Source organism: Bartonella sp. B30(2025) (assembly GCF_053793825.1).
Genome location: NZ_CP200034.1, coordinates 43895 through 57790, shown reverse-complemented (window position 1 = coordinate 57790; position 13896 = coordinate 43895). Strand labels below are relative to the sequence as shown.

Genomic DNA, 13896 nt, shown 5'->3' with positions numbered 1-13896 from the left:
AACATATATTGTACTATAGCTATTGCACGCCCTTTAACAACGAATCAAGCTCATTGTTTTTTTCTAAAGCGTAGAGATCATCACATCCCCCTACGTGATAATCACCTATAAAAATTTGTGGAAATGTATTACGCCCATTAGCCCGTATAATCATTTCTTGACGAAGAGAAGTCGATGCATCAATATCCGTATATTTTACACCTTTTTTATCAAGTAAATCCCGCGCTTTCGCACAATAAGGACAGTTAGGACGTGTATAAAGTATAATTTCTTTCATTATTATGACCCTCCAATAGCCTTTAATGTAGTTAATTTAAAATCTCTCTCAAGAGTTAGGAAAAACAATAACCTCTCCTAAAGCACGCGAAAATGTTAAAACATCAACTTGTCGCGCACCAGCACGTTTTAATACTGTAGCTGCAGCTGTAACTGTTGCACCTGTTGTGAAGACATCATCAATCAACAAAACAGAGCATCCCTTTAAATGCTTTTTAACTTTACAAGGAACCTCAAAAGCATTCAATACATTTAACTTTCGCTCTTTAGCCGATAAATGAACCTGTGGACGTGTATGCCTACGACGCACAAGCCAGCCAGGTTTAAAAATTTTCTTCCGCATTGCTGCAATACAACGCGCAAGTTCAGCAGATTGATTATAACGCCGTCCCCAAAAACGGCGAAAATGCAGCGGAATAGGAATAATAACATCACAATCATCAATAATCTCACGTCCAGCAAACATCATCCAATTAGCCATAAAAGGTGCCAACTCTATATGATCGCCATATTTTAGTCTCGTTACCAAAGTTTGTGCCACTCCTTTATGAACGAGAGCTGAGCGAGCACGTGAAAAAGGTGGAGAGCTTTGAAGAGCTTCACCACTAAGAAAATTATCTCCCATGTCGCAAATAAAAGGAATCCCCATAATAGGACAATAAGGCTTTGTAATAAATTGAAGATCTTTCCAACATTCAGAACAGGTCGTACCATACGCAGAAACCATTTGTTTACATCCAAGACAAACTGGTGGATATAAAATAGTGATCAAGCGTTCAATAAGTTTACCCAATATATCCCCACCATTTAAAGTCATTTTTTACAAATGGAACATCATCAATCTAAGCTTTTATAACATTTTTAAACAAAAAAATTGTTTTTACATTTTTAAAACTATAAAAATTACACCCCTTTACAGGATTATTGAAAAAGATCTTCTCTATAAAGGCTTATTAATAAATTTAACGAAATGGATATGGCTGCTTAATAATTACCATATGCATAATGCGCTTCACCAAAAAGAATCTATATTCAATTCACCCTTCACCGATAATTCTTTAAGGACAATTTTTTTATGATTTAAAAATACGAGTTGTTTATTTTATTCCACAACCTTGATGTTCAGCTTACAACTTTTGCAACATTCTTTATATTATCTCTCAACATCATATAACATAGAATAAACGAATAAAACAAACATCGTTACCGCCATTAACCGATTCTGTGAATGAGCAACTGAAACAATAATAAAATAATGTTTTCTATTTTAGATATTTACGCCATCATACAAATGATATATTTTTAAATAGTTACCTTCTCGTGCTCTTGCTACATAATACTCAATATGTTTATTTCCATACCATAAACTTTTGACATAGCTTGCATAAACGCACAATTTCCCCCAATATTATTTACTATATTACAATTATAGATGGAAAGAAAGTACTTAACAACGTGTCACATTCCTTAATTTTCGATTATGACCGTATTGAGCAATACCGCAAGCGGGCTTTTCAGATAGCAAAAAAAGGACATGATTTCTTACTATCTTATATGGCAGAAGACCTTTATAGACGGCTAAGTACTGTTAACCGTCTCTTTACATTGGGTTTAGATTTACATAGTCACACTGATCTTGCGATAAAAAGTTTGATAAAATCAGGTAAAGTTTGTGCCATAGAGCAGGTGGAAACTGACACGCTCTATCAGAGGCAGGGAACAAAATTTCATTTACGCCACAGAGAAGTTCTTGATTTTCCTCAACATTATTGCGATCTCATTGTTTCACTTCTTTCACTGCAGTTAACTAATGACACTCCTGGTATCTTGCGTCAGATAAACAATACTCTTAAGCCAGATGGTTTATTTCTCGCGGTTATGGCTGGAGCTGGTACACTCCCTGAACTGCGTGAATGCTTACTACAAGCTGAGATTGAAATTTATGGCGGAGCAAGTCCTAGAATTTACCCTTTTGCCGATATTCATGATGCAGGAGCCCTTTTACAGCGCGCAGGTTTTGCTTTACCTGTAGTGGATACTGAAGATATCACCGTACGCTATAATACAATGTTTGATCTAATGTATGATCTGAAAGCGATGGGAATGCAAAATGCACTCACCAATCGCTCACGACGCCCTGTATCAAAGCGCTTCTTTCTCCGCGCTGCTGAAATTTATGCACAACAGTTTAGTGATCCAGATGGGCGCATTCGCGCACAATTTTCTTTTATCTGGCTTTCTGGTTGGGCACCTCATCAAAGTCAACAAAAACCTATGAAACCAGGATCTGCTCAAGTATCTCTCGCAAATATTTTAGAAAAATAACCACAAAAACTGTAAGCACAAAATAAAGATTATTTTTCAAAAATACTTTTATCCGTTTGACGTAATATTTGACTTGTTATCGTTCCAGCTAACATTGAACCACTTACATTTAAAGCTGTACGCCCCATATCAATTAAAGGCTCAATAGAAATGAGTACAGATACTAAGGTAACAGGAAGCCCCATAATTGGTAACACAATCAATGCGGCAAAAATAGCCCCTCCACCGACACCAGCAACCCCAATTGAGCTTAATGTTACAACACCAACGAGGCTAGCAATCCAAGCAGGATCAAGAGGATTAATCCCTAAAGATGGTGCTATCATGGTTGCAAGCATCGCTGGATAAAGACCTGCACAACCATTTTGTCCAATTGTTGCTCCAAAAGAGGCTGCAAAACTCGCAATTGACTGTGGTACACCTATCTTCTGTGTTTGTGCATTAATATTTAAAGGAATGCTTGCAGCGCTTGAACGACTACTAAAAGCAAATGCTAAAACATGTAAAATCTTTTTGAAAAAACGAAATGGATTAATGCCTGATATACCAAGCAATATACCATGAATTCCAAATATAAGTATAATACCAACATAAGAAGCAATGACAAAAATCAATAATTTTAAAATATCTGCAATATTTGAGGTCGCTCCAAATTTGGTCATCAGTGCAAAAATACCATAAGGTGTTAGAGAAATCACTATACGAATTAATCGCGTAATCCAAGCTTGTGCAACTTGAATAAATAAAAGTGCTTTTTCTCCTTTATCGGGATCGTCTTTCTTTAAAATAGTAGCCGCTGCCCCTAAAAATACTGAAAAAATAACAACACTGATAACTGATGTTGGTTTCATTCCTCCCAACTCAGCAAATGGATTCTTAGGTATAAAGGACAAAATCATCTTTGGCGCACTCATACCTTCTAATCGAGAAGTATGGTGAAATAGAACCGCAGAAGCACTTTCTTCTCCATGTATCAAACCATCTGTTGTTAATCCAAAAAAATTAGCTACAAAAATACCAATTAATGCTGAAAGAGCTGTTGTGAAAAGTAATACGAAAATTGCAGCTACACTAATTTTACCGACATCATAAACAGAGTGCAAACGAGAAACTGCTAAAACAATCGAGATAAAGACCAATGGCATAACAATCATTTGTAATAACGAAATATAACCATCTCCAATAATATTAAACCATTCAACAGATTTTACTAATGTTTCTTCACCCTCCCCATAAACAACATGCAGTGCACTTCCAAAAACCAATCCTAAAATAAGACCCAATGCAACACGTAAAGAAAAACTCCATTTGATTTTACTACTCTGAAAGAGCAATAATAAAAAAATAACAAACAGAGCTAAATTGATAAAAAAATTAAATGTCATTATTCATATCCCTACTATCAATTACGCTTAATTATGGGAAATTAAAGTATATCTTGAAAAAACACATAACTTAAAGATTAAAATATGAAGTTGTATATATGATCATAAGATCATTATTTTAGATTCTATATCAAAACATCTATTCATAACTGCTTCAAGCAATTTAAAAAAAATGGAATATTTTTGATTAAAAATACAAAGTGTTACTATAAAAATTTCGATATAGAAACATCGCACAGTTCATTACAATAAATGAATAAACAATTTTTATACAACAATACAAAACTCTTCTGTTATAATGCCCCATATAACAAGAATCCCTTTCCTCCCCACAACATTCCTTTTGCATAAATACATTAAAATGTAAATCTAACATTAGAGTAAAAATTTTTTCAATATCTGGATAAACGGCTTATCAGCATCAGGCATAGGATAATCACTTAAATCCTCAATAAAAACCCATTCCAAATTTTGCCCTTCTCGCCCCTGTACTACACCATCGTAATGATAACAAAGATATAATGGCATTAAAAGGTGAAAATCCTCGTAGCTATGACTTGCAAACGTCAAGGGAAATAAATTATTTGGCGAAATGTAGATGCCTATCTCTTCCTCTAATTCACGAATTAATGATTCTTCCGGAGTCTCACCTTGCTCAACCTTCCCACCAGGAAATTCCCACAAACCAGCCATTGATTTTCCTTGAGGGCGCTCTGCAAGTAAAATGCGATTATCCTCATCAACCAATGCACATGCAACAACAAGAAGAAGTGAATTTTTTATATACATATCATCCTTTAACAGAAGAAATAACAATAACTCCCCCTATTACCATTTCTTCCTTTTTACAGATAGATAAAGAAATCGATACCTTTTCTTTTTTAATGTACAAATACTTGATGTATAAACTCATAATGAATGAATTAACTTCTATAATCTCCATTTATCGAGACATATTCCTTTGTTAAATCACAAGACCAAATTGTTGCCTTACCATTCCCAAGACCAATATCAGTACGAATCGTAATATGTTTTCCCTGCATATAAGCACCAAGAGTTTTTTCATTGTACTCAGGATCACGTTCACCATTTATAGCTACACGATGTTTACCAAACCAAATAGTTAGTAAATCCCGATCCACTTCAACACCTGCCTTGCCAACCGCCATGACTACGCGTCCCCAATTCGCATCTTCACCAGCAATAGCTGTTTTTACAAGTGGTGAATTAGCAATTGATCGAGCAATAATTTTAGCATCATTATCTGTTGTAGCACCAGTCACATTAACTTCAATTAAGTGACGGGCACCCTCACCATCACAAACAACTTGTAATGCAAGCTCGAGCAAAAGCTCATTTAATTGTTCCAAAAACACCTGGTAACGTGGATCAGACTTACTTGTAATGCAAGGAAAAGTCTCTTGCTTTTGCCCTGTTGCAAACATCATTAATGTATCTGATGTTGAGGTATCACTATCGACAGTGATAGAATTGAAAGAACCTTGAACTGCCTCTGATAGCATAAATTGAAGTATGTCTGAAGAAATTACTGCATCGCTTATCACAAAGGATAACATGGTTGCCATATCTGGTGCAATCATACCTGCACCTTTTGCAATACCATTGATGGTTATAACCTCTCTTCCACAATTAAATCTGCGCATAGCGAGTTTTGGGAAGGTATCAGTTGTCATAATAGCTTTCGCAGCATCCAGCCAATTTCCTTCTTGTGCTGTCTTAGCCATATTGGGTAGAAGATTTACAACACAAGACGCATCCATCGGCTCTCCAATAACACCTGTAGAAGCTATAAAAATTTCATTTTTTTTAGCTTTCAAAACACTTGCTGCAGCATATGTTATCGCATCTGTTGTTTGCTTTCCTTTGCGTCCCGTAAAAGCATTTGCATTCCCTGAATTAACAACAATACCCCTAGCAACGCCATGAGAAAGCGATGCACGACAATGATCTACAGGAGCAGATGGACATTTTGAGCGTGTAAACACACCTGCTACACTTGCTGGTTTATCAAATATAATGAACAAAAGATCTGTACGGTCTTTATATTTAATCCCAGCTTCAGCTGTTGCTATCCGCACACCAGGTAAAGACGGAAGTTCCTTTATCTCTGAAAAAGGAAAAGGCACTATTTTCAAATTCACAGCATATTTTCCATAAAAATAAACAGCCCCCCCTACTACGCAATCGAATGATTTGAAATAAAGATTCTCTCAAAAGTAATTGCTGAGCTTTTAAAATAAAAGCAATGTATACAAATCGCCCAGCTAAAAGTACTACTCTACTTCTTCTTCACCAGATGTATCACCTAACAATGACATATCATTTTTACTAAATGACTGCATAAGCTCTGCAATATGAGCATCAGGATATTTGACATCTATCTTACTGCGCAATTCAGTAATAAGTTTTTGGTAACGCTCTTTTATAAGCTGTGTACGCAACATCTCTTTTACATCATCAAATGCAGGAGGTTGTTTTAAACGACGATCTTCTACCTTTATGATGTGCCAGCCGAAAGGACTTTCAACAGGACTTTTAGTATATTCTCCAACTTTCAAGCTAAACGCAGCATCTTCAAAAGGTTTTACCATTTGACCGTGGCTAAAATAATCAAGATCCCCCCCAACAGCAGCTGATCCATCTGTTGAATTCTTTTTTGCAATCTCCGCAAAATCTTCGCCTTTATTTAAACGCTTAATGATAGCTTCTGCTTCTTTTCTTGTTTTAACTAAAATATGGCGCGCTTTAACTTCATCCTCTTTAGGCAAAGCAGCAACCTCTTTATCATAAAGCGCTACTAAATCAGTATCTGAAATTTTATCAACAACCATCTGCTTAAAGTAGAGCTGCTGAAGAACATTATCACGCATAATTTCCATACGTTTATTATAGGCTGCTGTCTTATCAAGACCTTTATTAATTGCCGCTTTAGTAAGTACGCGCATATCCACATAAGCTTTTAAGACCGTTATACGGCGCTGTTCATCAGGAATATTTGCTAAATTAGGATTTATTTCGAGCGCTAACTCATCCAATTGTCCTGCCGTAATATTTTTTCCATCAATAATCGCCATAACATGGGAAGGAGAAACTTTCTTTTCAGAAACTTTTTCCAAAGTCTTTAAATCACTTTTCCCAGACTTCACGCTTTCTTGTGCCATTACCTCAAAATTTGTACTCACCAATACAGTTGAGATTAAAAGCAGCGTGATAAAGTTGAATTTCATAAATATGCTCCTTAAAAAATGCACGTTCAAGATTCTATTTTCTATCATAACACTTTAAATCTCTAAGCATAGATAAATTAATAATCTTATAAAAAAAATCATAAACTTTTCATTTTTTTCGCTTATTTTACTCTCCTCTATAACAACAAAAAATATAATAGCATAGATTGATATCATATTATACGTTAAATGACTCTACAATATACTGCTTAGATGGTATTACTGAAGTTGACACAGTGCGTTTATCCTCTTATTTCTACTTTGATAATTAAAGTAAAAAATTAGGTAGTAACAAGTAAATAAATATCATCTGTATCCAATTGTATTAAACCTCTTGGAAGATGCAGAAGATGTGGGTAATATATGAAGTACCCAATTGTAATAATAATAAATAAAAGAAAGGACCAGGAATGGTCGGTTTAGGCGTTTTTGCACGTAAATTTTTTGGTTCAGCTCACGAGCGCCGTCTCAGAGCTTTTCGTCAAAAAGTCGTAAAAATTAATGCTTTGGAAGAACAATTCCAAAAATTAAGTGATACGCAACTCTGCCAAAAAACTGATGAGTTCCGTAAAAGATTAGCAGAAGGTGAAACTATTGATTTACTTTTGCCAGAAGCTTTCGCAACTGTTCGTGAAGCAGCAAAGCGTGTCTATAATATGCGTCCTTTTGACGTCCAACTCATTGGTGGAATGGTACTTCATGAGCGAGGCATCGCTGAAATGCGTACCGGTGAAGGTAAAACATTAATGGCAACACTGCCAGTTTACCTTAATGCATTAGAAGGACAAGGTGTTCATGTTGTTACGGTCAATGATTATCTTGCCAGTCGCGATGCTGAAACTATGGGAGAACTTTACAGTTTTTTAGGATTGACAACAGGTGTGATTCTTCATGATCTTGATAATGATGCTCGTCGCGCTGCCTACGCATGTGACATAACTTATGCGACAAATAATGAACTAGGTTTTGATTATCTTCGCGATAATATGGCTTTTGATCGTAATCAAATGGTCCAGCGTGGACATCACTATGCAATTGTCGATGAAGTTGATTCTATCCTTATTGATGAAGCACGTACCCCTCTTATTATTTCTGGTCCTTTAGAAGACCGTACTGATTTTTACAACTTGATTGATACGTTTATTCCTGCCTTAACTGCGGAAGATTATGAAATAGACGAAAAACAAAAAACAATAACTTTTACCGAAATTGGTACTGAAAAAATTGAAAAAATGCTCGAGCAAGCCGGACATCTTAAAGGTGAAAGCCTTTATGACATAGAAAATGTTACTATTGTCCATCATGTAAATAATGCCTTAAAAGCACATAAATTGTTTGTTTGTGACAAAGACTACATCGTCCGCAATGGTGAAATTGTTATCATTGATGAATTTACGGGGCGTATGATGCCAGGAAGGCGTTATTCCGAAGGGCTTCATCAAGCACTAGAAGCCAAAGAACATGTTGCTATTCAACCAGAAAACCAGACTTTAGCTTCCATCACTTTCCAAAATTACTTTCGTATGTATAAAAAATTGTCTGGTATGACAGGCACAGCCACAACTGAAGCAGAAGAATTTAGTAATATTTATGGTCTTGATGTTGTTGAAGTTCCTACAAATTTACCAGTACAGCGCCGAGATGAAGATGATGAAATTTATCGAACTTCGGAAGAAAAATATCGTGCTATTGTACATGATATTCGTCAAGCACATGAAAAAGGTCAACCTATCCTTGTTGGAACCACCTCTATTGAAAAATCAGAACAACTGGCAGAGCGTTTACGAAAAGAGGGTATTACCAATTTTAGAGTTCTAAATGCTCGCTATCATGAGCAAGAAGCGTACATTATTGCGCAAGCAGGAGTTCCCGGAGCTTTAACTATTGCTACGAATATGGCTGGTCGTGGTACTGATATACAGCTTGGCGGTAATGTCGAAATGCGTATTCGACAAGAATTACAAGATATGCCAGAAGGATCAGAACGAACCGCTAAGATTGAGGAAATAAAAAAAGATGTCCAACAGCTCAAAGAAAAAACATTAGCTGCTGGAGGTCTTTATGTTATTGCTACTGAACGACACGAAAGTCGTCGTATTGATAATCAACTTCGTGGACGTTCTGGTCGACAAGGTGACCCTGGTCGCTCAAAATTTTTTCTTTCCCTTCAAGATGATCTCATGCGCATCTTCGGCTCTAATCGTATGGATAGCATGTTGCAAAAACTTGGACTAAAAGAAAATGAAGCCATTATTCATCCATGGATTAATAAAGCCATTGAAAAAGCTCAAAAGAAAGTTGAAGCGCGAAATTTTGAAATTCGTAAAAACTTATTAAAATACGATGACGTAATGAATGATCAGCGCAAAGTTATTTTCGAACAGCGTATGGAAATTATGAATGCAGATGATTTAGCTGAAGTAATCTCTGATATGCGTAACGAAGTGGTTGAGGATTTAGTAGAAACTTATGTTCCATCAGGAACATATTTTGAAAAATGGGACATAAAAACTCTACAAGAAGAGCTTCATCAGCTCTTCAATTTGGATCTTCCCCTAGAAGAATGGGCAAAAGAAGAAGGTGTTGCTCAAGAACAAATATTAGAACGTATATTTAATGCTGTTATTCAATTTGAAAACGAACGTACTGAACGCTTTTCTCCAGAAATTATGGCTTATTTCCAAAAAGCAATATTGCTTGAAACCATTGATGTATTATGGCGCGAACATTTGGTTAACTTAGATCATTTGCGCTCTGTTGTAGGTTTTCGTGGTTATGCACAACGAGACCCTCTTAGTGAATACAAAACAGAAGCATTTGAACTTTTTCAAGCTCTTCTCAGAAACTTGAGAAAACATGTTATTGCTAAACTTATGCATTTTGAAGTCATTCAGCAACCTGCAGAATCACTATCACTGACACAGAATCATGCAGATCATTCAGATGGTAACGGTCAAAATAATCCAGCCTTAGAAATACAGCCACGAAAAAATAAGCTTGTTTCTTCTAAAGATCGAGATCCTTGTGATTTAACCACATGGGGAAAAGTTGGGCGCAACGAACTTTGTCCTTGTGGTTCAGAAAAAAAATACAAACATTGTCATGGAGCTTTTGTCTAAAAAGCAAGCAATTGAAATGAATAAAAAGAAAAATTATGAACAAGAATTACGTACTGCCGGTCTAAGGATAACACGTCAAAGACGTGTGATTCTTGATATTCTGATCGATACAAATGACCATCCAAATGCATTCGAGATTTTTCAACGTGCCAACAAAATAGATTCGAGTATTTCACTTTCAACAGTTTATAGAACAATGAAAATATTAGAAGGAAATGGAAAAATTCATCGCCATTCTTTTGATGGTGGACCATCTCGTTTTGAGCAAGCAGATGGAAAACATCATGATCATCTCATTGACATAGAAACAGGAAAAATCATTGAATTTCAATCTGATATAATTGAGAAACTACAAAAAGAAATCGCAAAATCTCTTGGGTATGATATCATTCACCATCGTTTTGAACTTTACGGCAAAAAACGCAATTCTTAAATCAATATTTTTTTATGTATAATCAAAAAGTTCTTTATATAAACTGAACTTTGCATAAATTTACCATAAAAGCCTACCGTTATCATTGGCAAGAGGTTTTTTCTGCTTTATTACCTCTTTTAATATGATGTGATAAAAATTCATCATCAGTATCATCGCAAACTACTACAATAAATTAGGCTAATATTATCATGGTTTCTTTGCCACAAGATCGTATGAGACAACTTGAAAAACGCTTTGAAATAATTGAAGGCCAAATGGCTAAAAACCCAGATGCTGGAACTTATGTAAAACTAGCTTCTGAATATGCGGAATTACAGCCAATTGTCACTTCTATACGAAAATTAAATGCTCTTTACATAGAAATCACAGAGCTGGAAGCTATAATCAATGATAAATCAACAGATGTAGAAATGCGTGACCTGGCACAAGAAGAGCTGTTGTCATTATTTCAAAAAAAAGAACAGCTTGAACAAGAACTTCAGATTCTTCTTTTACCCAAAGATATTGCTGACGAAAAAAGTGCTATTATTGAAATTCGAGCAGGAACAGGAGGATCAGAAGCAGCTCTTTTTGCTGGTGATCTTTTCCGAATGTATGAACGTTATGCAAGTGCCTATAATTGGAAAGTTGAAGTTGTTTCACTTAGCGAAGGTGAAGTTGGTGGATATAAAGAAATTATTGCCACTATCTCAGGAAAAGGGGTATTTTCTAAACTAAAATTTGAATCAGGTGTTCACCGTGTGCAACGTATTCCTGAAACAGAAACAGGTGGACGTATTCATACATCTGCAGCTACAGTTGCAGTACTTCCAGAAGCTGAGGAAATTGATATTGAAATCCGTCCAGAGGACATTCGCATCGATACAATGCGTGCATCTGGAGCAGGAGGACAACATGTCAATACAACTGATTCAGCCGTTCGCATCACGCATATTCCAACAGGAATTATGGTTGTACAAGCAGAAAAATCACAACATCAGAATCGAGCACGTGCTCTGCAAATTTTACGAGCACGCCTATTCGATATTGAACGACAAAAAGCAGAAAATGAGCGCTCAGAATCACGTAAAAATCAAGTTGGCTCTGGAGATCGATCAGAACGTATTCGTACCTATAATTTTCCTCAAGGGCGCGTCACGGATCACCGTATTAATCTTACATTGTACAAACTTGATCGCATCTTAGAGGGAGACATTGATGAACTTATTAACGCCCTCATATCCGATCATCAAACCAGCCTCCTCACAGAAATGGATGGTAATGGATGAACAATTATACTCTTCATAACATCATTCGAAAAACTCAAGAAAAATTACGTGCTCACGCAATTCCTGAAGCCCATCTTGATGGAAAAATACTTGTTGAGTGGATAACTAACACAAGCACATTTGATAGAATCTGCAGACCAAATATTCGTCTATCTTCTGAACAAATTTTGAAACTAGAACAAGCTGTGCAACGACGCATTGACGGTGAGCCCGTTTATCGTATTATAGGGATACGGGAATTTTATGGTATACCCTTTGCATTATCTCAAGATACATTAGAACCTCGCTCTGATACAGAAACACTAGTAGATCTTGTTCTCCCCTTAGTTAAACAACAAGTAGAAACATCAAAAAAAATGATACTACTTGATATGGGAACAGGAAGCGGTGCTATCGCCATTGCAATTCTTAAACAAGTTCCAAAATCTTATGCGGTAGCTGTCGATATTTCTGAAGATGCTCTTAAAACAGCCACAAAAAATGCAAAAAATGCGGGAGTTACTCACCGTTTTACACCTCTTCTCAGCAACTGGTTTAATTCTGTCATAGGTCAATTTGATCTTATTATCTCTAATCCACCGTATATTCCAGAAAAAGATATCAAAAAACTTGCAAAAGAAGTGCGTCTTCATGACCCATTACGCGCATTAATCGGTGGAAAAGATGGTCTTGATTTTTACCGAAAGCTAGCCTACGAAGCAAAAAATTACTTAAAGGAAAAAGGCTACGTAGCTATTGAAATAGGTTATTCTCAGGAAAAAGCAATCCGCAACTTATTCGAAAAAAATGGCTTCCAATGTTTAGAAATGCGCAAAGATCTCAATAATATACCTCGCGCACTTCTCTTTTCACACAATCACTAAAATTCCCAATCATCATCCGTGGTAGCAACGGCCTTGCCAATAACATAGGAAGAACCTGCACCAGAAAAAAAGTCATGATTTTCATCAGAGCTTGGCGATAAAGCAGCTAAAATCGCTGGATTAACACGACAAACCTCTGGTGGAAAAAGAGCCTCAAATCCCAGATTCATTAAAGCTTTATTTGCATTATAATGAAGGAAAATTTTAACATCTTCGGTTAATCCAATATCGTCATAAAGGTCTTCAGTATATTTGCATTCAATATTATAAAGATCAAAAAGAAGCTCAAAAGCAAAATCCTTCGTTTCTTGTTTTTTTGCTTCATCAAGTTTTGCAAATCCCAATTGAAATTTATAACCTATATAATAACCATGTACAGCTTCATCACGAATAATAAGCCGTATTAAATCTGCTGTATTACTCAATTTAGCACGGCTGGCCCAATACATAGGTAAATAAAAACCAGAATAAAATAAAAAGCTTTCAAGTAAAGTTGAAGCAATTTTTTTCTTTAATGGGTTATTTGCTTCATAACGCTCAAGAATCAGCCTGGCTTTTTTTTGCAAATGAACATTTTCTTCTGACCACCTAAATGCATCATCGACTTCTACCGTCGAACACAAGGTTGAAAAAATAGAAGAATAAGAACGTGCATGAACCGCTTCCATAAACGCAATGTTCGTCAACACGGCCTCCTCATGCTCTGTTATTGCGTCAGCCATAAGTGAAATGGCTCCAACAGTGTTTTGAATCGTATCCAAAAGGGTTAACCCCGTAAAAACACGAACAGTTAACCTACGTTCTTCTTCCGTCAAGCTTGACCATGAAGGAATATCATTTGAAAGCGGAACTTTTTCAGGCAACCAAAAATTTCCAGTTAAACGATTCCAAACTTCAAGATCTTTTTCATCATGCAACTTATTCCAATTGACAGCACTAACAACAGGATTTTTAGTCGTAATTTTTGTCATATGAA

12 protein-coding genes are annotated in these 13896 nt (G+C 36.0%); 5 read left to right on the top strand and 7 right to left on the bottom strand.

Translation table 11 applies throughout. The features are described from left to right. Nucleotides 1–19: 19 nt before the first annotated feature. Nucleotides 20–277, bottom strand: coding sequence for a glutaredoxin 3 (gene grxC, locus V4P55_RS00260; RefSeq protein ID WP_455474404.1), 258 nt, complete (start codon nt 275–277; stop codon nt 20–22). A 48-nt stretch (nt 278–325) separates the two neighbouring features. Then, nucleotides 326–1093 (bottom strand): ComF family protein, encoded by a 768-nt coding sequence (locus tag V4P55_RS00255; protein WP_455474403.1) that lies wholly within the window; start codon nt 1091–1093, stop codon nt 326–328. A gap of 638 nt (nt 1094–1731) precedes the next feature. Here V4P55_RS00255 and V4P55_RS00250 point away from each other — a divergent pair. Further along, on the top strand, nt 1732–2601 hold the full coding sequence (locus V4P55_RS00250) for a methyltransferase domain-containing protein (protein WP_455474402.1): 870 nt from the start codon (nt 1732–1734) through the stop codon (nt 2599–2601). 29 nt (nt 2602–2630) lie between these two features. On the opposite strand, the gene V4P55_RS00245 is transcribed toward V4P55_RS00250, so the two are convergent. The 4 genes from V4P55_RS00245 to V4P55_RS00230 all read right to left on the bottom strand — a co-directional run bounded on the left by V4P55_RS00245 (nt 2631) and on the right by V4P55_RS00230 (nt 7234). After that, nucleotides 2631–3986, bottom strand: coding sequence for an L-cystine transporter (locus V4P55_RS00245; protein WP_455474401.1), 1356 nt, complete (start codon nt 3984–3986; stop codon nt 2631–2633). Between the two features lie 375 nt (nt 3987–4361). Continuing rightward, nucleotides 4362–4775 (bottom strand): 8-oxo-dGTP diphosphatase MutT, encoded by a 414-nt coding sequence (gene mutT, locus V4P55_RS00240; RefSeq protein WP_455474400.1) that lies wholly within the window; start codon nt 4773–4775, stop codon nt 4362–4364. A 134-nt stretch (nt 4776–4909) separates the two neighbouring features. After that, nucleotides 4910–6148, bottom strand: a complete 1239-nt coding sequence (gene argJ, locus V4P55_RS00235) for a bifunctional glutamate N-acetyltransferase/amino-acid acetyltransferase ArgJ (RefSeq protein ID WP_455474399.1) — start codon at nt 6146–6148, stop codon at nt 4910–4912. Between the two features lie 132 nt (nt 6149–6280). Beyond that, nucleotides 6281–7234 carry a peptidylprolyl isomerase gene (locus V4P55_RS00230; protein WP_455474398.1) on the bottom strand — a complete coding sequence of 318 codons (954 nt, stop codon included), beginning with the start codon at nt 7232–7234 and terminating at the stop codon, nt 6281–6283. Nucleotides 7235–7644: 410 nt separating this feature from the next. Between V4P55_RS00230 and secA the strand changes: the two genes are divergently transcribed. From secA to prmC, 4 genes are all read left to right on the top strand, one after another. After that, on the top strand, nt 7645–10353 hold the full coding sequence (gene secA / locus V4P55_RS00225) for a preprotein translocase subunit SecA (protein WP_455474397.1): 2709 nt from the start codon (nt 7645–7647) through the stop codon (nt 10351–10353). After that, a complete protein-coding gene (locus V4P55_RS00220) occupies nt 10337–10786 on the top strand; it encodes a Fur family transcriptional regulator (protein ID WP_455474396.1) in 450 nt (149 codons plus the stop codon). Before secA ends, V4P55_RS00220 begins: the two co-directional genes overlap by 17 nt. Nucleotides 10787–10977: 191 nt before the next feature. Continuing rightward, a complete protein-coding gene (prfA, locus tag V4P55_RS00215) occupies nt 10978–12057 on the top strand; it encodes a peptide chain release factor 1 (RefSeq protein ID WP_455474395.1) in 1080 nt (359 codons plus the stop codon). Then, nucleotides 12054–12920 (top strand): peptide chain release factor N(5)-glutamine methyltransferase, encoded by an 867-nt coding sequence (prmC, locus tag V4P55_RS00210; RefSeq protein WP_455474394.1) that lies wholly within the window; start codon nt 12054–12056, stop codon nt 12918–12920. Before prfA ends, prmC begins: the two co-directional genes overlap by 4 nt. Here the strand turns inward: prmC and nrdF are convergent. After that, nucleotides 12917–13891: a class 1b ribonucleoside-diphosphate reductase subunit beta gene (gene nrdF / locus V4P55_RS00205; protein WP_455474393.1), complete on the bottom strand. Its 975-nt coding sequence runs from the start codon at nt 13889–13891 to the stop codon at nt 12917–12919. The genes prmC and nrdF overlap by 4 nt on opposite strands. Between the last annotated feature and the right edge of the window lie 5 nt (nt 13892–13896).